The organism is Mycolicibacterium sp. SMGY-1XX, assembly GCF_059132455.1.
The window spans coordinates 6,071,847-6,092,240 of sequence record NZ_CP101139.1 but is presented as its reverse complement, the minus strand read 5'-3'; the positions used below and the strand labels follow the sequence as shown (position 1 = coordinate 6,092,240).

Here is a 20,394-nt window from a genome sequence, read left to right as displayed (position 1 = left end):
AGGGCGGCATCCAATGCCAATGCAACTGAAGAACGAGTTCGAGATCGACACCGATCTGGAACACACCTGGGAGCTGCTGACCGACATCCCTCGGATCATGCCGTGCATGCCGGGTGCCGCCCTCGATGGCGTCGAGGGGGACGACTACCTCGGCAATGTGAAGATCAAGGTCGGCCCCATCGGGGCGCACTTCCGTGGGCGGGCCCGCTTCACCCACAAGGACGACGCCACCCACAGCGCGGTCATCTCGGCATCCGGGAAGGATCCCAAGGGGCAGGCCGCGGCCAACGCGCAGATCCACGCCAGGCTGGAGCCTGTCACAGCCAACCGCACCCGTGTCCTGATCGACACCGATCTGGACATCAGCGGCCGGATGGCGCAGTTCGGCCGCGGCGCCATCGCCGATGTGAGCAACCGGCTCATCGGGCAGTTCGTCACCAACCTGTCGGCACTGCTGACCGCGCCCGGCGGCGCTTCGAGCAACGGTGTTGCGGCACAGCCGGTCACGCCCTCGGCCTCGGTCGGCGGTCCCGCAGCAGCTCCGGCTTCAGCTCCCGCGGGCGATGCCGGTCTGGACGTGGTGTCCTTCGTGCTGCCGATGATCAAGGAACGCTACGGCCAGGCGCTCATCGGCGGCCTGCTCGGCTTCCTGCTCAGCTGGGTGGTGTTCGGCCGCCGGGTCGGCAAGCAGCAGCAACCCACCTTCCGTTACTTCCCGTACCCCGAGGGTCCGCGTTGGCCCAGCGACTGAGCGCTTTGACACCGGACCAGCTCACCGACGAGCAGCGGGCGGTGTACGAGGCAATCACCGGCGGTGACCGTCTCAAGGGGACCCAGCACTTCCCGGTGGTCGCCCAGGACGGATCCCTGAACGGGCCGTTCGGCATCATGGTGAACGTCCCCGGGATGGGTGGCGCGCTCCAGGAACTCGGAGCCGCCATCCGCTACCGGACCAGCCTCACCGCCCGGGTCCGCGAAATCGCCATCCTGCTGGTCGCTTCCAAGTTGGGCTCGGATTTCGAATGGTGGGCCCACGAGCGGGTCGCGCGCGCGGTCGGGCTCACCGACGGCGAGCTCGAACAACTGTCGACAGGGCAGTTGGCTGCGGCGGATCCCGCCGAACAGGCGGCGGCCGATCTGAGTGTGGCGCTGCTGGACAACGCCGCCGTCTCCGACCAGGACTACGCCCGATACGGCGAGGCGCTCGGAGTCCAGGCGATCGTCGAGCTCACCACGCTGGTGGGCTACTACCGGACGCTGGCCCAGCTGATGGCGGTGTTCGACATCGGCGTGCCCGCCGACGCCTGAGCACCACCACACCAGACAGAGGTATGTCATGACGTTGAAAATCGTTCTCGACGACAATCTTTCGCCGACCGTACAGGAAGCGGCGGACGTACCCCAGCCCGGGGCCGGGCAGGTGCGCGTGCGCGTATCCCGTGCCGGCGTCAACTTCTGGGAGGTCATGCAACGCCGCGGGCGGGTCCCGGTACCCGAGCACCGCGTGCCGGGTTCGGAAGGTGTCGGTGTCGTCGAAGCGGTGGGCGACGATGTGTCCGGACTCGTGGTCGGCCAACGCGTGGCGTGGTCCAAGGTGCCGGGCAGCTTCGCCGAGGTGGTCGTCGGTCCCGCCGCGTCCTTCGCCCGGGTGCCGGATACGGTCTCCGACGAGGTGGCCGCCGCCCTGCTGTTCCAGGGCGGCACGGCCTACTACCTGGCCCACGACGCCTGGCACCTGACCGTCGGAGACGTCGCGGTGGTGACTGCCGCCGCCGGCGGCGTCGGCGTGCTGCTGACCCAGCTGCTCACCTCCGCCGGTGTGCAGGTGATCGGTGTGGTGTCCAGTCAGGAGAAGTCCGAGGCGGCCCGCCGGGCGGGTGCCTCTCACGTCTTCACCTACCGCGAGGACCTGATCGACGAGATCCGCGGTGTGGCGCCCCAAGGGGTGGCCGTGGTGTACGACGCAGTGGGAGCCGGTGTCGCCGAACCACTTCTGGCCACTCTGCGGCCACGCGGAGCGATGGTGCTCTACGGCTCTGCCTCGGGCCAGGACGCCGATATCAGCGCCAAAGACCTGGGCCGGGCCTCGCTGTTCCTCACCCGCGCCGCAGGGCGCGACTATGCCGGTGACGCGCACGTTGCGGCCGAGCGCGCGGCACTGCTGCTGGACCTGGCGGCCCGCGGTGTGCTGCGCCCGGAGCTGGGTGCGGAATTCCCGCTGTCCGAGGTCGCGGCCGCGCTGGACGCCCTCGAATCCCGTGCCACCGTCGGCAAGCTGCTGTTGGTTCCCTGACAGTCCTGTCTGCGGTCAGGCGGTGGGGTGCAGAGCTCCCGCCCAGGCCGAGGTGATCACGTCGGCGTCGGTGACCAGCCCGAAATGCAATGACATCATCGCCGTGGCGGCCTGCTCGAGAGATTCGTTGGTGCCCCGCACCAGGTCGGCAGGAATCACCACCCGGTAGCCGATGTTCGACGCCTCGAAGGCACTGTTGAGGACACAGCAGTCGGCCATGATGCCGTTGATGACCACCGCCCGGATCCCCATCTGCCGCAACAGGAAATCGAGATCGGTCGGATAGAACGCCGAGAGGCGCTTCTTCCCGGTCACGATCTCGTCACCCGGCAGTACCTCGGTGACGAACTCCGTCCACTGCGAACCGGCCAGGGCATGCTGGTCCGCGCCGGGGATGGGGCCGGCGAACTGAGGGAAGGTGAGCCGCCAGGCACTGGAACTGGACCCCAGGACATCATCTCGCCCGGACGGACGCAGTTCCGACCGCACGTGGATGACCGGTATCCCGAGCGCGCGGGCGTCGGCGTGGAATGCGTTGATACCTTTGATGATCTCCCGGCCCCGCGGCGCTGGGCACGGGCAGTCCTCGCGCTCGGAGAGATGACCGGCATGCATGTCGATGGAGATGACGGCGGTATGGGCCGGGTCCAGATACTCCGCGAACACACCTCGGGCATCGAGATCGCGGCGCTCGCCGTTGACGTAGTGATGGTGCGTCGTCACCTCTGGTCCTCTCCTTTGGCATCGAACAGGTGCACCGCCGGCTCCGGAGTCGCTTCCCGTCGCCGTTCCAGAAACGGGCGGATACCGAAGTTCACGATGATGTTGAGGCCGATGAGCATCAGGATGCCGAGCATCATCGGTGTGGTGAGCACACTCTGCACCGCCGGTGACATCGACGCCACGATGTCCTCGGGGATCCACTGACCGCCGAGGGCGATGATGAAGGAGGTGGCCGCCACGGTGATGTTCAGGTCATCCCAGTCCACCTTCCGCAGCATCTGGACACCGCTGAAGGCGATGATGCCGAACAGCACCGTGCTGGCGGCGGACAGGACCGCACCGGACAGCCCGGCGATGAAGAGGCTGAGCTGCGGCAGGAAGGCCAGCGCCAGGGCGAAGACACCGGCCGCCATGGTGACGAACCGGCTGCCGATGCGCGTGACGCGAATGATGCCAACGTTTTCCGGATACGAAGTGGTGCCGATACCGCCGAACATCGACCCGATCGAGGTGCCGAGGAACTCGGTGAACAGGCCGCGATTGATGCGGTTGAGGCTCAGCTTCTCACCACCCCAACCCGCGACCAGCGTGTACATACCCATCGCTTCCGCGCCGGCCTGCAGGAACGCCAGGAGCATCAGGACGACCACCGGCCACGCGACGCCGAACCCGAACGGGAACAGCGACGGCACTCCGACGATCGCGGCCTGGCTGAGGTCCGGCGGCGACCACAGGCCCGTCGCCAGTGCCAGCACCGAGCCGGCGATGATGCCCCACACGATGGCGCCGCGCTTGAACAGGGTGTTGCCGCCGAACACCATGCACGCCAGGATCACCAGCACCACCACAGCGCCGACCCAGAAACTCGCCCAGCCGTAACCGGAGGTGCCCTGGACCCCGAACCAGCCCGGCAGGCCGATGCTCGCCAGCTGAGCACCGATGATGATGAACAACGTCCCGAAGACAATGGGGTCGGCCGCGAATTTCCTTATGTGGCCGAACAACCCGAGACGACCGACCGGAATGGTGAGAAGCATGAAGATGACACCGGCCACCAGCATCGAACCGAAGGCCGTGCCCAGGCCATAGGTGGCGCCGGACACCAGCAGTGCGGCGAAGAAGGCCGCGGTGGGCCCCTGCACGATGGGCAGGCGAACTATCCGGCTGGATTGCAGGATGGTGACGATGCCGGTGAGCAGGAAACAGGCCTGCACGATGTGGCTGACGTCGAGAGAACTCAGTTCCAGCGCCGAGCCGAGAAGCACCGGGAAGATCCAGATTCCGGTCAGTGCCAGCAGGTGCTGGAGACCGAAGAGCCCCATCTTCGGAAGCGGGACACGATCCTGGATGCCGACGTCGAGTACCGGCCGCTCGTCCGAAGTGATTTCAGCCATACAAAAATGATTACTGCGTTGTTGAGCTACGTCAAGACTTGGTTTGTGAACAGTTCACGGGGACCGTGATGCCCGGCCGGTCTTGCGGCGTGGGTGGCCGCCGCCGGGTTTATGCTGATCACGCCCAACAACGGCGACGATCTGCGGATTCCGCCGTCGCGCGCGCAGCAATCACCGCAGGCCCGGCGACCGATTCATATGCGAACTGCACTATCTCGTGTTTTAATGCTGTTGAATAGCCGCGTGCTCACGCATCACTGCCTGGAGCGGTGCCGTGCCCTCGTCGAACGGAGACCGTGATGGGGCAACCCGAAGAGCTGTCGCGTGGACCGTGCGAGTCGCGCCCCCGCGCCGCAGGATCGGCATTCCGGCCCGCCTTCCTGGGGCCCATCGACATGCGTAACCGCTTGATCCGGGCCGGAACCGGCGAATCCATGGCCGACGCCGCCGGGCGTATCGGCAGCGATTACGTCGGATTGCACGAAGCGCTGGCTGCGGGCGGGGTGGGGCTGGCCTTCACCGGTCACATCTTCAGTCACGTCCGCGGCCGGTACGGCGCACTACAGGCCGGGCTCGACTCCGACGATGCGATCCCGGATTTCCGGCGGGTCACCGACACCGTGCACCGGCGCGGCGGTCGCATCTTCGCTCAGATCGCACACGCCGGAAGCCAGTCCATGATGTTCGAGACCGAGCCGCTGGCGCCGTCGCGCGTGGACAACGTGATGACCGGCCGCCCGGTCCGGGCGGCGACCGAAGACGAGATACAAGAAGCCATAACCGCTTTCGCGAGCGCCGCCCGCCGGGCAATGGAGGCCGGTTTCGACGGTGTGCACCTGCACGGCGCCAACGGCTACCTCATCAGCCAGTTCCGCTCGCCGCTGACCAACCGCCGAGAAGATGACTGGGGCGGTGATCAGCTGCGCCGCGACCGATTTCCGTTGGAGATCATCCGCGCGATGCGCGCGCAGATCCCCGCGGATCGAGGTTTCACGATGAAAGTCGGGCTCGCCGATCTCGTCGACCAGCGGGGCGGTCTGGAGATCCGCGACTCGGTCCCCGGTGTCGCGAGCTTCGTCGCGGCAGGCCTCGACGGTGTGGAGGTGTCGTCGAACTTGATGAGTGACTATGTGTCGGCGTCCATCCGCGGTTACATCGCCGTCACCCGGCGAAGGGCGTTGCAGGATCTGCTTTTTCACCGCCTGCACCGATCAGCAGAACCCGAGGGCTACTTTCTGCCCTTTGCCGATGCGGTCCGCAAAGGTGTCGACACCAACATCATCCTGGTCGGAGGGATGCGCACGGCGGCGATGATCGATGACGTGATCGCCTCGGGGCGGGCGGATTTCGTGTCGATGGCCCGGCCCTTCATTCGCGAACCCGACCTGGCCAGCCGGCTGTCCGACGGAGGCCAGCTCGGTGCCGCGTGCGTGTCCTGCAACATCTGTCTGATGCACGACGAGCATCACGCGTTGAAATGCTGGCGCACTCCGCGGTCCAACCTGTGGGAGCACGCCCGGTATCGGTTCTCCGGTGGGTTCAAGGGCAAGGGGTCCGGACGCAAACCGTCGGCCGCGGGCAAGGGTGAGTCGACCGGACGCTGATGTTCAGTCGCCGTGCCGGTTGACGGCCTGCGCCCACAGCGCCTCGCCGTCGAGGTGCGAATCCTGGTCCCGGATGGCCTGCGGAACCAGGATGCGGCCGGTGGAGGTCAGGTGTGTGCGCATGGCCTCGGTGGCCACCTCTGGTTGATTCGCCACGATGGCATCGATGATCGGCCGGTGTTCGGCGTCGATGTCGAACAGCGTGCGCGCCCGATCCGTGGTGGCGCCCAACAGTCGGGTCGACTCGCGCAGCGACCTGACAATCGTCCGGGCGCGGGTGTTGCCGGCCGCTTCCATGATGTGGTCGTGCAGTAACTGGTCATGGCGGGTGAAGGTGCGTTCGTCGCCGGCGGCCGCGGCGCCGTGGAGCACCTCCATGCGGTACTGCAGACGCGCCGCCAGGGCGGTGTCGCACACCGTGGCGGCGCGGTGGACTGCGGGGAGTTCCAGCGCCAACCGGATGGCGAAGATATCGGCGATCTCCCGCGGATCGGGCAGCAGGATGCGGAAGCCTTGACGGGCCTCGAAGCGAATCAACCCCACTTCTTCCAGGCGCAACAGGGCGTCGCGGACCGGCGTGCGGGATACCCCGAGGGCGTCGGCGAGTTGGTACACCGAGTACTTGACGCCGGGTCGCATCACCCCGGCATCCAGCGCTGCCCGCACCGCTTCCATCACCTGCTCGGCACGCCGGCCCTGCGCTTGGGGAAGGGGTGACAGTTGGAGCTCGGCCTCGGCCATTTCCGCACTGTAGCAAGGTGCCGCGGCGCCTAGCATGCTACAAGTGTCGTAGCATGCTAGGAATGATCAAGCCAGAAGCCCTGGGTGAGGCCCTGCGCGCTGCCGGTATCGCTGACGTACGGGTGGACGGCACCAGCAGGGCGGCCTACACGTCGGACGCGTCGCTGTACCGGGTCACCCCGACGGCGGTGGTGTTCCCGGCCGGCCATGACGAGGTCGCGGCGGTCCTCGACGTCTGCCGTCGGGAGAGCGTCCCCGTCACCGCCCGTGGCGGGGGGACATCGATCGCAGGCAACGCCGTCGGCGCCGGCGTCGTCCTCGACTTCAGCCGATATATGAACCAGGTGCTGTCCATCGATCCCGAAACGCGCACCGCCGTCGTCCAACCCGGATTGGTGCAAGCGACATTGCAGAAGGCCGCCGCCCCCTTCGGACTGCGGTTCGGGCCGGACCCGTCCTCGTTGTCGCGTTGCACCATCGGCGGCATGATCGGCAACAACGCCTGCGGATCAAGAGCTTTGGGCTACGGCCGCACCTCGGACAACGTCTCGGCGATGCGGATTCTCACCGCGAACGGCGACGACCTGCGGTTGACGTCGCGCGGGGCGGTTCAGCCCACGTCGCCCATCCTGGATGCGTTGTCGGCGGTGACACGCTCCGGGCTCGCCACGATCCGCACGGAATTCGGCACGTTCGGCCGACAGGTATCGGGTTACTCCCTGGAACACCTGTTGCCGGAGAACGGATTTGACGTAACCAGGCTGTTGGTGGGCAGTGAGGGCACGCTGGCGGTGTGCACCGAGGCGACGGTGGACCTGGTTCGCGAACCCCCACACCGCATGCTGGTGGTGCTCGGCTACCCCGACATCGCGGCGGCCGGGGATGCCACGCCGGCCATTCTGGTACACCGGCCGACCGCCTGCGAAGGCATCGACTCCCGCATCGTCGACGTGGTCCGCGAACGCAAGGGGCAGGGCGCGGTGCCGCCCCTGCCTGCCGGCGGGGCATGGGTGTTCGTCGAAGTCGTCGGCGACACCGCCGAGGAGGCCCGGCTCCGTGCCGAAGAGGCCGGAAGAACCTGTGGAGCCATCGATGCGCTGGTGGTCGAGGATCAGGCGCGGGCGGCGACGCTGTGGCGTATCCGCACCGACGGCGCCGGTCTGGCGGCGCGCAGCCCGCGGGGTCGCCCCGCCCACGCAGGCTGGGAGGACGCTGCGGTTCCCCCGGCCCGTCTCGGAGACTATCTGCGCGACTTCGATGCCTTGATGGCCGAATTCGGTGTCACCGGCATGCCCTACGGCCACTTCGGTGAGGGCTGCATGCATGTCCGGATCGACCTGCCGTTGGACCGCCCCGGCGGGTCGAAGGTGTTCCGGGACTTCATGTTTGCCGCGGCAGAGTTGGTGGCCGGTTACGGCGGATCCTTGTCAGGGGAACACGGCGACGGCCGGGCCCGCGGCGAGCTGTTGCCGCTGATGTATTCACCCGACGCGCTGGCGCTGCTGGCCGCCGTCAAACACGCCTTCGATCCCGACAACCTGCTGAACCCGGGCGTCGTGGTGGACCCGGTGCCGCTGGATGCCGATCTGCGCATCCCCGCCGCACCGGTACTGCGCCGCGACCTCGCGCTGGCCTACCGGCACGACGGCGGAGACTTCACCCAGGCGGTGCACCGCTGCACCGGGGTGGGGAAGTGCCGGGCCGACAACACCGGCATCGGTGAGGTGATGTGCCCGTCGTACCAGGCCACCCGTGAAGAGAAGGACTCCACCCGCGGCAGATCCCGCGTCCTGCAGGAGATGATCAACGGGACCGAGGTGCGCGGTGGCTGGCGGTCGCCGGAAGTGCATGAGGCCCTTGACCTTTGCCTGTCCTGCAAGGGGTGCGCGTCGGACTGCCCGACGGGCGTGGACATGGCGGCCTACAAGGCCGAGGTGCTCCATCAGAGTTACCGGCGCCGCATCAGGCCGGCCTCGCACTACTCACTGGGCTGGCTACCCAGGTGGGCGAAACTGGCGAGCGTCGCGCCGCGGCTGGCGAATGCCGGTGTGCGCATTCCCGGTGTGGGGCAGGCCGCGCTCGCGGTGGCCGGTGTCGATCACCGTCGAACCATCCCCGCCTTCGCGCCGCAGAGCTTCCGGTCGTGGTTCCGGCGACAGCAATTCAGGCACACGGGGGATGAGGTGCTGCTGTTCGTCGACACCTTCACCAACTACTTCTCGCCGGACACCGGTATCGCCACCGTTCGGGTCCTGCAGGACGCCGGATACACGCCCCGACTGACCGACCGGCAGCAGTGCTGCGGTCTGACCTGGATCTCCACGGGTCAGCTCGACACCGCCCGACGCAAACTGGACCGCACGCTGCAGGCGCTGGCTCCCAGCGTCGACCGTGGTGTGCCGGTGGTGGGGATCGAACCGTCCTGCACCGCTGTGCTGCGTTCGGAAGCGGTGGAACTGATCGGTGGTGCGCGCGCCGAATCGGTGAGCGCGGCCACCCGGACGCTGGCGGAATTGCTGACCGCCCGCGGGTGGGAGCCTCCCTCTCTGGAGGGCACCAGGGTGATCGCCCAGCCCCATTGCCACCACCACTCGGTCATGAGCTGGAGCCCGGACGCGCGGCTGCTGGGGGCCGCGGGTGCGGAGGTGACGCGGCTCGGCGGTTGCTGCGGCCTGGCCGGCAATTTCGGGGTGGAAAAAGGCCACTACGAGGTGTCGGTGGCGGTCGCCGAACAGCAACTGTTGCCCGCGGTGCGGTCCGCCGCCCCCGACGCGGTGGTGCTGGCCGACGGCTTCTCCTGCCGCACACAACTCGACGACCTCACCGACCGCAGCGGTACACACCTGGCGCAGCTGCTCGCCGCACGGCTGCCTGCCCGGGCGAATTCACCTCACTGCTAACGTTTTCAGGACCATTGAAGTAGTTGGCGTCGCGTACTGCGGGTCTTCGTCGCACCGCGGTATGAGGAGGCACAGTGCGGGGAATGCTCGGCGGGCGAGTGCTCGTCGCGGTATCGGTCTTCGGGCTCGCCTCCTGTCTGCGGCCGGCGCTCACCGCGGTGGGGCCGCTGCTGCCCGACATCAACGCCACCACCGGTCTGAGCTACGCCAGCCTCGGCATGCTGGGCTCGTTGCCGCTGCTGCTGTTCGCGGGTGTCGCACCGTTCGGGGCGCTGGCGCTGCGGTACGGCAGCCCCGCGGTCGTGGCGCGCTGGGTGGCGCTGATCCTGGTGCTCGGCATCGTCGTGCGCTCCACCGCGGGCGTTCCCGGGCTGTGGCTGGGCACGGTGATCCTGGCCGGCGCCGTCGCGATCGGCAACGTGCTGGTTCCCGTGCTGGTGCGCCGCGACTACGCGAGCAGCGCCGCCATCGCCTCCGGCGCCAACGCGCTGGTGATGAGCGGGTTCGCGGCGCTGGGGTCGGGGCTGGCGATCGTCTTCACCGACTGGACCGGGGACTGGCGGCGCACGCTGCTGTTGTGGGCCGTCCCGCCGGCCGCGCTGGCGGTGGTGTGGTTCCTGCGCCGTGATGAACGGCCCGAGGAGTTCCTGGGGCCGCGACCCGAGCGGGCCAGTCAGCTCAAGCGACCGGTGGCGTGGGCGGTGACCGGGTTCATGGGCCTGCAGTCGCTGACCTTCTATCTGATCATCAACTGGATGCCGAGCATCGAACTCACCCGCGGGGTGGGTGTCGAGGGCGCCGCACTGCACCTGCTGGTGTACCAATTGCTGGGCGCGCCGTTCGGATTGGTGGTCAGCTGGTGGCTGCACCGGACGGGCCGCTACGTCCTGGTGACCGTGGTGACGAGCCTGCCGATGCTGATCGGCGCGGTGGGCCTGCTGGTCACCGACGGCAGCGCCCTGCCGTGGCTGATCATCGCCGCGCCAGGCAGCGCGGGCGCCTTGTCGGTGGCGTTTCTGCTCATGGCCTACCACGCCGCCGACGCCAGGGAAGCCGCCGGCCTGTCCGCGATGGCCAACGCCGGCGGTTATCTGCTGGCGGCCACCGGACCCTTCACGGCGGGCCTGCTGCACGAGTGGACGTCATCCTGGACACCCGCGTTGGTCCTGCTCGTCGTCGCCGCCGCGCTGCAGGTGGCCGTCGCGGTGCCGGCCTCCAGGTCGTCCCGGACTTCCGGATGAGGAGGCCGCGCCTCAGCGGGGACTCGTGCCGTTGCCGCGGGGCTTGAGCGTCCACGCCGGAACCCAGTGCGTCACGGGCTTGCGGCGCGAGCCGTAGACCACCTCGTAGGTCACCAGGCCCCACCAGTCGCCCTGTTCGCACAGCCCCCAGCAGCTCAGCTGGCCCTCGACGACCTTGTGCATCTGCAGACCGTGCGGGTGATAGCGGCCGTCACGGTGAGGCTGGCGCGGGAACAGCACCGTCAGGTCCACGAGCACCGTGATCGGCGGCTGCACCCGTCGAAACGGCTCCCGTAGCGGCTGACCGTTGTAACCGATCGACGGCAGCTTTCCCACTGTTCGATCATACGTTCGAACGATGGTGGCAACCAGTGGACGCCGAGCGCGCGCATTTGTACGTCTGAGGCCGGCGTGTTCCGTACAGACACGCTCGCTCACGGGTGGGTGGGGGTGGTGGTGGTTCCTGGTCAATCCGGTCAGTCTGGTCAGTCAGCGCGGATGTTCTCGCGCAGCGTTCGCCCGGGGTAACGGCTGCGGTACCGGCCGCGGCGCTGCAGCTCGGGCACCACCAGGTCGACGAACTCCTCGAAGCATCCCGGGGTGTAGGTGGCCAGCAGCATGAACCCGTCGGCGCCGCCGTCATCCATGAACACCTCGAGTTGATCTGCCACGGACTCCGGCGTGCCGATCACCTGCGGCATGGAGAAGCGGAAGGCGTAGATGTCGGCCGCCTCGGCCACCGTCACCGCCTCGCCGGCACCGGTGGCCACCAGAGCGTCCTTCACACCCTGGATGCCCGGAACCGGGATGTCGTCCAGTGGTGCGGCCGGATCGAAGGTGGAGAAATCCACGCCCAGCTGCCCCGACAGCATGGCCAGCGACGCTTCCGGGCGCAGCAGCGAGCGCAGGTAGTCGGCTTTCTCGTGTGCTTCACGTTCGGTTGCGCCGATGATGACCTGCGCACCGTAATAGAGCTTCACCAACTCCGGATCACGCCCGGCAGCTGCAACCCGTCGGCGCATGTCGTCGGAGTAGGCACGCATGGAAGACACGGTCGGCTGGATCGCGAAGATGGCCTCAGCGGTACCGGCGGCGAACTGCCGGCCCTGTTCACTGGCGCCCGCCTGCCACAACACCGGGCGGCCCTGGGGTGAAGGGGCCACGAAATGCCTTGCCCGGCACCGGAAGTGCTTGCCCTCGAACACCACTTCGGTGATCTTGTCCGGGTGTGCATAGATGCCGGTGGCACGGTCGGCCACCACCGCGTCCGGCTGCCACGAATCCCACAGCCGGCAGCACAGGTCGACATACTCGGCGATCCGCTCGTAGCGGATGGAACGGTCCGGCATGTCCTGGCCGTAGGCGGCGAACTCCGAGGGGGAGTACGACCCGACGATGTTCCAAGCGATCCGGCCACCGGAGAGGTGATCGAACGTCGAGAGCCGCCGCGCCATCGAGTAGGGGTGCTCGAAGGCGGTCGACAAGGTGATGCCGACGCCCAAGTGCTCGGTGGCCCCGGTCAGGATGGGGGTCAGGGCCGCGGGTTCGTGCGTCGGCGCCTGCACCGCGTACCGCACCGTGGCATCCGAGCTGTTCTCGAACGAGTTGTACGGGGCCAGTTCGTCGGCCAGGAAGACCGCGTCGAACAGGCCCCGCTCCAACGTCCGCGCCAGGTGCTGCCAGTACGGCGGCGACGCGTAATCCCAGCCGACCTTGTCCAGCGGGTGTCGCCACATGCCCACGGAGTGACTGCTCACCCCGTGCTGCATGAAGGCCAGAAAGTGCGCTTTGCGAGTCAGCTCAGTACTCCTGCAGGCTCTCGCGCAGGGTGGTTCCGGGGTACCGCGTGCGGAACCGGCCGCGCCGCTGCAACTCCGGCACCAGGAGTTCGGTCATGTCGTTGAAGCAACCCGGGGTGTCGGTGGCCAGCATCATGAACCCGTTGCAGCCGCCGTCGTCGAGGTAGGACTCCATCTGGTCGGCCACATCGGCCGGTGTGCCGACCGCCACGGGCGCACCCATCGACACGCCGTAGATCTGGGCGGCTTCGCGCACCGTCACCGGGGCACCGTCCTTGGCCTCCAGGATCGCGTCGAACAGACCGCGGATGCCCTGTACGTCGGCGTCGACCACGTTGTCGTCGAGGCCGAGGGTGGAGAAGTCGAAACCGGTGTGGCCGGACAGGATTCCGAGTGCACTCTCGATCTGGACGTTCTCGACGAACTCGGCGTAGCGGTCGTTGGCGCGGGACTTGTCCCGGTCGATGATGGTCTGCAGGCCGTAGATCAATTTCACCGATTCGGGGTCGCGGCCGGCGTTGTCGGCGCGGGTGCGGATGTCGTCGGCGTAGGCCCGCATGCTCTTCGGGGTGGGGAAGATGCCGAAGACCGATTCCGCGTGCTTGGCCGCGAATTCGCGACCCTGATCCGAGGATCCGGCCTGCCACAGCACCGGCCGCTTCTGCGGCGACGGGGCCACGAAATGCCTGCCCTTGGAACGGAAGAATTCACCCTGGAAGTCGACCTCACGTACCTTCGACGGATCGGCGAACACACCGTTCTCCCGGTCGTAGACGATGGCGTCGTCGTCCCAGGAATCCCAGAGTTGATACAGCAGCTGCATGTACTCCTCGACCACCTCGTAACGCTTGTCCCGCGGGGTGAGGTTCTCCTTGCCCATCGCCTGGAACTCGCTCTTGGAGTACGAGGTGACGATGTTCCAGCCGACGCGGCCCCCGGTGAGGTGATCCAGCGTCGACAGCTGGCGCGCCATCATGTACGGCGGCACAAAGGATGTCGACAACGTGATGCCGATACCGAGGTTCTTGGTGAACGCGCCCACGATGGGCACCACACTGGCCGGTTCGTGCACCGGGCACTGGCCCGCGAACTTCACCACCGGATCGGAGTTGCCCTTGTACGTCGTGTACGGCGCCAACTCGTCGGCGATGAACATCGCGTCGAACAGCCCGCGTTCCATGGTGCGGCCCAGATCTCGCCAATACTCGGGACGGGACCAGTGGTAGCCGACCTTGTCGCGCGGGTGCGCCCACATGGTCGAGGCGTGGTTCATCACACCGTGCTGGACGAACCCCAGCAGGTGGGCCTTCTTCTTGGTCATGCGTCGCTCCTAGCGTCGATGAGGAATGCCACGATGACGGCCACGGCGGAGCCGATGGCCAGGATCGCGGGGACATACCAGAACACCGGACTGACGCCCAGCAAGGCGATCACCGAGGTCGAGATGACCACGGCGCCAAGCGCTTTCCAGCTGAAAGAGCCGGCGTCGTTGGCCTCCAGGGCATCGGTGTCCAGATCGGCGGTCTCGCCGGAGGCCGCCAGGGCCAGCACGTCCTTGCGGACCCGGAAGAACGCCTGGACTCCCAGCGCGATGTAGACGACTCCGACCACCAGGCCGACGATGACGGCGATCCAGAACGCGATCATGCGACCGGGTCCAGATCGCCGGAGGCCGCGCGGCGTTTGTCGTCGGACAGGGCGCCGCCACGCGACTTCAACGAGTCGTAATCGAACGACTGCTTGGACAACAGGCTGATACCGACGGCAGCCACGAGTGAGATCGCCTCCAATGTGATGATTCCGGGGAGTTCGCCCACGAATTCGCGGACGGGGTAGCCGACGGCGATGGCCAGCAGCAGGCTGGTCACGAACGCCGTCGAGGTCATGCGCCGCCAGAAGATCGCCAGTCCCAGCGGAATGATCAAGGCGGCCTTGATGAAGTACACGGTGTTGACCAGTTCGACGTAATCGATACCGGAGCTGACCACGATGCCGCCCAGGACTCCGGCGATGATGATCGAGGCTTTTGTCCAGCGGAACAACGACTTCGGTGCGATGTCGGGCTTGGCGCGCTTGAGGATGTCGACCGCCACCACCGAGGACAGCGCCGAGAACGCGCCGTCGATCGTGGAATAGCACGCGTTGAGGATGATCAACACGTACAGCGCCACCAGGATGATCGGCAGGCCGAGGTTACTCACCACATACGGGCCGACACCGCCGGGGCCGGCGCTGCCGAGGTCTTCGACGTTGAGGTTGAACGCCAGGGCGACCAGACCGAGCAGACCCATGGCGATCGGAATCGGGTAGAACCACAGTCCGGCCCAGACGAAGGTGCGGCCCATGGTGGCCGGTTTGAGCGCCCACGCCTTCTGCCAGAACGTCTGGTCGGCCATCGTCGAGGCCAGCAGGCCCAGCGCCAGCGAGATGCCGAACGCGGCGGCGGCCTGGCCGTCAAAAGCGTTGAGGGTGTTGGGCCCTGCTTCGTCGACCTTCTGGAAGATCACGTCCGGGCCGCCGACCTTGGCCAGCACGTACAGCACCACGACGGCGGCGGGCACGGTGATCAGCAGGGTGTTGAACGTCGCGGTGATCGCCGAGGTCCACAGCCCGCCGAAGTAGGAGTAGACGGTGACGGTGGCCAGCGTGACGATCAGCACCACGGTCGGATTGAGTCCGAACACCACGCCGGTGACCAGCACGACGCCGAACAGGTTGATGAAGATCTCGGCCAGCAGGCCCAGCAGCATCGCGACGAGCATCACCGTGGTGGCGGGCTTGTTCTGGAAACGCTCGCGGATGAACTCGACGATGGTGTAGCCGGCCGGCATCTGCCGGCGCAGCTTCAGGGCGAAGGGCACCATCACCATGACGGCCAGGCCGTTGGGGACGACAAACCAGATCAGGCCGGAGATGCCGAAGGTGTAGGCCTGCGCGGACGACATCATCACGGCCATCGACCAGGTCCAGACCGCGATGACGGAGCCGACGCCGAACCCGAAGCCGATGCGGCGGTCGGCGATGACGAAGTCGTGGGTGTTCTTCACCATCGAGCGGACCGTGAAGGCGACGACGAACATGAACGCGCCCAGGCCCAGCATCAGCGCGATGCCGATGCCGGGCGACAGGTTGGACGGGTGGAACACGAAGACTCCTAGGCGAGGTGATGGCATCGCGACGTCACCGGCGGTGATCAGCCTGCCGGTCAGGTGGTGATGGTCATGGAGGCATGCGGCAACGGATTCGGCCGCAACGTTGAGGCCGGGTCAGCCTCGCGGACGCAAGGGGGTTTAAGAAATAGTTCAACTCAGGCTGAGCGGATGTATTCAACTCGCGGTTGAGGTAACGGCACCGCGCGCTCGCGCTTCGGGTTGGTCAGCTGCCCTCGAACTGATTGCGTCCCAGGTTGTCGACGAATCTCGGCCCGAGCAGGTCCAGCTCGCTCAGGTAGTCCTCGGCCCAGGAGCTGTACGGGTGGTGCGCCAAATGGTCGTTGCGGAACCGGTCGTCCTCGGACACCTCGGTGGTGCAGAACGAGGGGATGGCCAGATCGAGCACCGGCCCGTCACGTTCGACCTCGGCCAGCAGTAGCGGCGCGTTGCCGCCCAGGAACCGGTCGATGACCCAGCCGTCTTCGCCCAGCCAGACCGATGACCTGATCTTGACGATGACATGCTCGGCACGCGAGACGATCTGGCCCGCCACCAGTGGGTCGAGATCACGCTCGGCTTCGTAGCGGGTGCCGCCTGCGGCGGGACCCTTGGCCGTCATGGTGCCGATGGTGTCTTGCTCGCCCAGCGCGGCGACGAGCTCGGCGGGCGAGACATTGACCTCGGCGGGGGCCGGTCCTTGCAGTCGCACGCGCACCGCGTAGCCGTCCGCGGCGAACAGATAGGCCTGCGCGATCAGCAGGGGGCTGGGGTCGGACGCCGCCACCGGCGGCATTCCGCGGAGGAAGAACTTGCGCTCGAACTCGAAGTCACCAGGGGTGGAGTCGGACATCTGGCGACGTTATCCCGACTGACGGCCGTCACAGTGGGCATGCGGTCCGTGTCCTGGTGGCGAAGAATCCGAAAAATTCCTAGAGTTGAGCGGAACAGACTCAACCTTGACTGCGTTGTGCAAGGCGACAAGCATTTCAAGGGCCCTCCGTGCGGCCCTGTTGTACATGGAAAGGGAGGTGTCGTGGACTCGTTCAACCCGACCACGAAAACCCAGGCGGCGCTGACGTCGGCGTTGCAGGCGGCCACCGCCGCCGGTAACCCGGAGATCCGTCCCGCCCATCTGTTGATGGCGTTGCTGACGCAGAACGACGGCATCGCCGCCCCGCTGCTGGAAGCGGTCGGAGTTGATCCCGCGACTGTCCGTGCGGAAGGCCAACGTCTGGTCGACCGGCTCCCCAGCGTCAGCGGCGCCAATTCGACGCCGCAGCTGTCCCGTGAATCGCTGGCGGCCATCACCGCCGCCCAGCAGCTGGCCACCGAGATGGACGACGAATACGTCTCCACCGAGCACCTGCTCGTCGGCCTGGCCACCGGAGACAGTGACACGGCCAAACTGCTGACGGGTGCCGGTGCGTCGCCGCAGGCTCTGCGCGACGCGTTCGTCAAGGTCCGCGGCAGTGCCCGCGTCACCAGCCCCGACCCCGAAGGCACGTACCAGGCGCTGGAGAAGTACTCCACCGACCTGACCGCCGCCGCGCGCGAGGGCAAGCTGGACCCGGTCATCGGCCGCGACAACGAGATTCGTCGAGTGGTGCAGGTGCTGAGTCGCCGCACCAAGAACAACCCCGTGCTCATCGGTGAGCCCGGCGTCGGCAAGACCGCCATCGTCGAAGGCCTGGCCCAGCGCATCATCGCCGGTGACGTCCCGGAGAGCCTGCGCGACAAGACCGTGGTCTCCCTGGATCTGGGTTCCATGGTCGCCGGGGCGAAGTACCGCGGTGAGTTCGAGGAACGGCTCAAGGCCGTCCTCGACGACATCAAGAACTCGGCCGGTCAGGTCATCACGTTCATCGACGAACTGCACACCATCGTCGGAGCCGGTGCCACCGGCGAGTCGGCGATGGACGCCGGCAACATGATCAAGCCCATGCTCGCCCGCGGCGAGCTGCGACTGGTCGGTGCCACCACACTCGACGAGTACCGCAAGTACATCGAGAAGGACGCCGCCCTGGAGCGCCGGTTCCAGCAGGTGCTGGTGGGTGAGCCTTCGGTGGAGGACACCGTGGGCATCCTGCGTGGCCTCAAGGACCGCTACGAGGTGCACCACGGCGTGCGCATCACCGACTCCGCGCTGGTGGCCGCGGCCACGCTCAGTGACCGCTACATCACCAGCCGGTTCCTGCCGGACAAGGCCATCGACCTGGTGGACGAGTCGGCGTCGCGGCTGCGCATGGAAATCGATTCGCGCCCAGTCGAAATCGACGAAGTGGAGCGGCTGGTCCGTCGCCTCGAGATCGAGGAGATGGCGCTGGCCAAGGAGGAAGACGCGGCCTCGAAGGACCGTCTGGAGAAGCTGCGCGCCGAGCTGGCCGACCACAAGGAGAAGCTGGCGGAGCTGACCACCCGGTGGCAGAACGAGAAGGGCGCCATCGACGTGGTGCGCGACCTCAAGGAGCAACTGGACACGCTGCGCGGTGAGGCCGACCGGGCCGAACGCGACGGTGACCTGGCCAAGGCCGCCGAGCTGCGGTACGGCCGCATCCCCGAAGTCGAGAAGAAGCTCGACGCGGTGCTGCCCGCCGCCGAGGCCCGCGAGAACGTCATGCTCAAAGAAGAAGTGGGGCCCGACGACATCGCCGAGGTGGTCGAGGCATGGACCGGGATCCCAGCCGGCCGCATGCTCGAAGGCGAGACCGCCAAGCTGCTCCGCATGGAGGAGGAGCTGGGCAAGCGCGTGGTCGGGCAGCGCAAGGCCGTGCAAGCCGTCTCGGACGCCGTGCGGCGGAGCCGGGCCGGCGTTGCCGATCCCAACCGGCCCACCGGTTCGTTCCTGTTCCTCGGTCCGACCGGCGTCGGTAAGACCGAGCTGGCAAAAGCGTTGGCGGACTTCCTGTTCGACGACGAGCGGGCGATGGTTCGCATCGACATGAGCGAGTACGGCGAGAAGCACTCGGTGGCCCGCCTGGTCGGTGCGCCTCCCGGCTACATCGGCTACGACCAGGGTGGCCAGCTCACCGAGGCGGTGCGGCGACGCCCGTACACGGTGGTGCTGTTCGACGAAGTGGAGAAGGCCCACCCGGACGTGTTCGACGTGCTGCTGCAGGTGCTCGACGAGGGCAGGCTGACCGACGGCCAGGGCCGCACGGTCGACTTCCGCAACACCATCTTGATCCTGACGTCCAACCTGGGTTCGGGTGGCACCGAGGAGCAGGTGATGGCGGCGGTCCGGGCGGCATTCAAGCCGGAGTTCATCAACCGTCTCGACGACGTGCTGATCTTCGACGCCCTCAACCCCGAGGAACTGGTCCAGATCGTCGACATCCAGCTGCAGCAGCTGCAGAAGCGGCTGGCGCAGCGCCGGCTCGAGCTGCAGGTGTCGCTGCCGGCCAAGAAGTGGCTGGCCGAGCGTGGGTTCGACCCGCTCTACGGCGCCCGGCCGCTGCGCCGGCTCGTCCAGCAGGCCATCGGCGACCAGTTGGCGAAGATGCTGCTGGCCGGTGAGGTGCACGACGGTGACGTGGTGCCGGTCAATGTCACGGCCGACGGCGACGGCCTGATCCTCGGCTAGGTCCGGGCTCGGCAGACACAGACTCGCACTCACAAGGCGCTGAGCATGCGAGTTTGTGTCTGTCCGCGCCCGAAGGTGACCGAGCTGTTATTCGTTCGAGTTCGGGCAACACGGCCCCCACCCAGTAGGCTGGGGGCAATGGTCCCGCTCTGGTTCACGCTGTCCGCACTCTGTTTCGTGGGTGCGGCGGTTTTGCTGTACGTCGATCAAGATCGACGTCGCGGGCTCGGTCGTCGCCGGAAGTCGTGGGCCCGGTCCCATGGCTTCGACTTCGAGCCGGAGTCCGCCGACATCCTCAAGCGCTGGAAGCGCGGTGTGATGTCCACAGTCGGTGACGTCACCGCACGCAATGTCGTGCTGGGACAGATCCGCGGTGAAGCCGTCTTCATCTTCGACCTCGAGGACGTCGCCACCGTCATCGCGTTGCACCGCAAGGTGGGCACCAACGTGGTGATGGATCTGCGACTCAAGGGCCTCAAAGAGCCCCGCGAGGACGACATGTGGCTGCTCGGTGCCATCGGCCCGCGGATGGTGTACTCCACCAATCTCGACGCTGCGCGACGCGCCTGTGACCGCCGGATGGTGACATTCGCCCACACCGCGCCCGATTGCGCCGAGATCATGTGGAACGAGCAGAACTGGACCCTGGTGTCCATGCCGATCAGCAGCACCCGCGCCCAATGGGACGAGGGGCTTCGCACGGTGCGCCAGTTCAACGACCTGTTGCGGGTCCTGCCGCCGATTCCGCAGCAGGCCGCCCTGGCCGGAAACCCACGGCGGAACGCGGCCCCCGGTCGCCCGCTGGCGCCGGCCCGGCCGGGTGAACTGCCGCCCGCCCGCTCCGACGGGCCCACCATCAGCCCGGAGCTCACCCGCCGGGAGGCGCCGCCGGCCGAACCTGCCCGGCGTCCACTGCCGCGCACCGGGCGTCAAGCACCGCATTACCAGCGCTAGCTAGGGTTGTCGG

At 67.3% G+C, this 20,394-nt stretch carries 17 protein-coding genes; 8 read left to right on the top strand and 9 right to left on the bottom strand.

The genetic code is table 11. From position 1 onward, the window contains the following. Nucleotides 1-19: 19 nt before the first annotated feature. Genes NL241_RS29065 through NL241_RS29055 form a run of 3 tightly spaced genes read left to right on the top strand, consistent with a single transcriptional unit; the run spans nt 20 to nt 2,293 of the window. Nucleotides 20-751, top strand: a complete 732-nt coding sequence (locus tag NL241_RS29065; RefSeq protein ID WP_494395758.1) for an SRPBCC family protein — start codon at nt 20-22, stop codon at nt 749-751. After that, a complete protein-coding gene (locus tag NL241_RS29060) occupies nt 736-1,308 on the top strand; it encodes a carboxymuconolactone decarboxylase family protein (protein WP_494395757.1) in 573 nt (190 codons plus the stop codon). The genes NL241_RS29065 and NL241_RS29060 overlap by 16 nt, the downstream gene beginning before the upstream one ends. 28 nt (nt 1,309-1,336) lie before the next feature. Then, a complete protein-coding gene (locus tag NL241_RS29055) occupies nt 1,337-2,293 on the top strand; it encodes a zinc-binding dehydrogenase (protein ID WP_487694119.1) in 957 nt (318 codons plus the stop codon). 15 nt (nt 2,294-2,308) lie between these two features. Here NL241_RS29055 and NL241_RS29050 read toward each other — a convergent pair whose 3' ends face one another. Both NL241_RS29050 and NL241_RS29045 read right to left on the bottom strand, forming a co-directional pair. Further along, on the bottom strand, nt 2,309-3,016 hold the full coding sequence (locus NL241_RS29050; protein WP_494395756.1) for a cysteine hydrolase family protein: 708 nt from the start codon (nt 3,014-3,016) through the stop codon (nt 2,309-2,311). Next, nucleotides 3,013-4,410: a uracil-xanthine permease family protein gene (locus tag NL241_RS29045; RefSeq protein WP_487694121.1), complete on the bottom strand. Its 1,398-nt coding sequence runs from the start codon at nt 4,408-4,410 to the stop codon at nt 3,013-3,015. Before NL241_RS29045 ends, NL241_RS29050 begins: the two co-directional genes overlap by 4 nt. Nucleotides 4,411-4,709: 299 nt before the next feature. Between NL241_RS29045 and NL241_RS29040 the strand changes: the two genes are divergently transcribed. After that, nucleotides 4,710-6,014: an oxidoreductase gene (locus NL241_RS29040; protein ID WP_494395755.1), complete on the top strand. Its 1,305-nt coding sequence runs from the start codon at nt 4,710-4,712 to the stop codon at nt 6,012-6,014. 3 nt (nt 6,015-6,017) lie between these two features. On the opposite strand, the gene NL241_RS29035 is transcribed toward NL241_RS29040, so the two are convergent. Continuing rightward, nucleotides 6,018-6,755, bottom strand: coding sequence for a GntR family transcriptional regulator (locus NL241_RS29035; protein ID WP_494395754.1), 738 nt, complete (start codon nt 6,753-6,755; stop codon nt 6,018-6,020). A 53-nt stretch (nt 6,756-6,808) separates the two neighbouring features. On the opposite strand from NL241_RS29035, the gene NL241_RS29030 reads away from it, so the two are divergent. Both NL241_RS29030 and NL241_RS29025 read left to right on the top strand, forming a co-directional pair. Further along, nucleotides 6,809-9,655: an FAD-binding and (Fe-S)-binding domain-containing protein gene (locus tag NL241_RS29030; RefSeq protein ID WP_494395753.1), complete on the top strand. Its 2,847-nt coding sequence runs from the start codon at nt 6,809-6,811 to the stop codon at nt 9,653-9,655. A gap of 83 nt (nt 9,656-9,738) precedes the next feature. Continuing rightward, nucleotides 9,739-10,896, top strand: coding sequence for an MFS transporter (locus tag NL241_RS29025; RefSeq protein WP_494398411.1), 1,158 nt, complete (start codon nt 9,739-9,741; stop codon nt 10,894-10,896). A gap of 12 nt (nt 10,897-10,908) precedes the next feature. Here the strand turns inward: NL241_RS29025 and NL241_RS29020 are convergent, their stop codons facing one another. From NL241_RS29020 to NL241_RS28995, 6 genes are all read right to left on the bottom strand, one after another. Continuing rightward, a complete protein-coding gene (locus NL241_RS29020) occupies nt 10,909-11,232 on the bottom strand; it encodes a hypothetical protein (RefSeq protein ID WP_487694125.1) in 324 nt (107 codons plus the stop codon). 149 nt (nt 11,233-11,381) lie between these two features. Further along, nucleotides 11,382-12,665 carry an LLM class flavin-dependent oxidoreductase gene (locus NL241_RS29015; RefSeq protein WP_494395752.1) on the bottom strand — a complete coding sequence of 428 codons (1,284 nt, stop codon included), beginning with the start codon at nt 12,663-12,665 and terminating at the stop codon, nt 11,382-11,384. Nucleotides 12,666-12,696: 31 nt separating this feature from the next. Next, nucleotides 12,697-14,016 (bottom strand): LLM class flavin-dependent oxidoreductase, encoded by a 1,320-nt coding sequence (locus NL241_RS29010; RefSeq protein WP_494395751.1) that lies wholly within the window; start codon nt 14,014-14,016, stop codon nt 12,697-12,699. Further along, nucleotides 14,013-14,342 (bottom strand): hypothetical protein, encoded by a 330-nt coding sequence (locus tag NL241_RS29005; protein ID WP_494395750.1) that lies wholly within the window; start codon nt 14,340-14,342, stop codon nt 14,013-14,015. The genes NL241_RS29010 and NL241_RS29005 overlap by 4 nt, the downstream gene beginning before the upstream one ends. Beyond that, the gene (locus NL241_RS29000; RefSeq protein ID WP_494395749.1) at nt 14,339-15,841 is read right to left on the bottom strand and encodes a sodium:solute symporter family transporter; all 1,503 of its coding nucleotides are present in this window, start codon (nt 15,839-15,841) and stop codon (nt 14,339-14,341) included. Before NL241_RS29000 ends, NL241_RS29005 begins: the two co-directional genes overlap by 4 nt. Before the next feature lie 229 nt (nt 15,842-16,070). Further along, a complete protein-coding gene (locus NL241_RS28995) occupies nt 16,071-16,697 on the bottom strand; it encodes a CYTH domain-containing protein (RefSeq protein WP_494395748.1) in 627 nt (208 codons plus the stop codon). A 183-nt stretch (nt 16,698-16,880) separates the two neighbouring features. Here NL241_RS28995 and clpB point away from each other — a divergent pair, with 183 nt between their 5' ends. Then, entirely contained in the window at nt 16,881-19,427 is a 2,547-nt protein-coding gene (clpB, locus tag NL241_RS28990; protein WP_487694128.1) for an ATP-dependent chaperone ClpB, read from the top strand. 138 nt (nt 19,428-19,565) lie between these two features. Then, on the top strand, nt 19,566-20,381 hold the full coding sequence (ttfA, locus tag NL241_RS28985) for a trehalose monomycolate transport factor TtfA (protein WP_487694129.1): 816 nt from the start codon (nt 19,566-19,568) through the stop codon (nt 20,379-20,381). The last annotated feature ends 13 nt before the right edge of the window (nt 20,382-20,394 follow it).

Bases quoted from the DNA above. Each gene is read 5' to 3' on its own strand.
- NL241_RS29030 (WP_494395753.1), top strand. From the start codon at position 6,809: ATGCTAGGAATGATCAAGCCAGAAGCCCTGGGTGAGGCCCTGCGCGCT.
- NL241_RS29040 (WP_494395755.1), top strand. From the start codon at position 4,710: ATGGGGCAACCCGAAGAGCTGTCGCGTGGACCGTGCGAGTCGCGCCCC.
- NL241_RS29010 (WP_494395751.1), bottom strand. From the start codon at position 14,016: ATGACCAAGAAGAAGGCCCACCTGCTGGGGTTCGTCCAGCACGGTGTG.
- NL241_RS29065 (WP_494395758.1), top strand. From the start codon at position 20: ATGCAACTGAAGAACGAGTTCGAGATCGACACCGATCTGGAACACACC.
- NL241_RS28995 (WP_494395748.1), bottom strand. From the start codon at position 16,697: ATGTCCGACTCCACCCCTGGTGACTTCGAGTTCGAGCGCAAGTTCTTC.
- ttfA (WP_487694129.1), top strand. From the start codon at position 19,566: ATGGTCCCGCTCTGGTTCACGCTGTCCGCACTCTGTTTCGTGGGTGCG.
- NL241_RS29045 (WP_487694121.1), bottom strand. From the start codon at position 4,410: ATGGCTGAAATCACTTCGGACGAGCGGCCGGTACTCGACGTCGGCATC.
- NL241_RS29005 (WP_494395750.1), bottom strand. From the start codon at position 14,342: ATGATCGCGTTCTGGATCGCCGTCATCGTCGGCCTGGTGGTCGGAGTC.
- NL241_RS29025 (WP_494398411.1), top strand. From the start codon at position 9,739: ATGCTCGGCGGGCGAGTGCTCGTCGCGGTATCGGTCTTCGGGCTCGCC.
- NL241_RS29015 (WP_494395752.1), bottom strand. From the start codon at position 12,665: ATGCAGCACGGGGTGAGCAGTCACTCCGTGGGCATGTGGCGACACCCG.
- NL241_RS29055 (WP_487694119.1), top strand. From the start codon at position 1,337: ATGACGTTGAAAATCGTTCTCGACGACAATCTTTCGCCGACCGTACAG.
- NL241_RS29035 (WP_494395754.1), bottom strand. From the start codon at position 6,755: ATGGCCGAGGCCGAGCTCCAACTGTCACCCCTTCCCCAAGCGCAGGGC.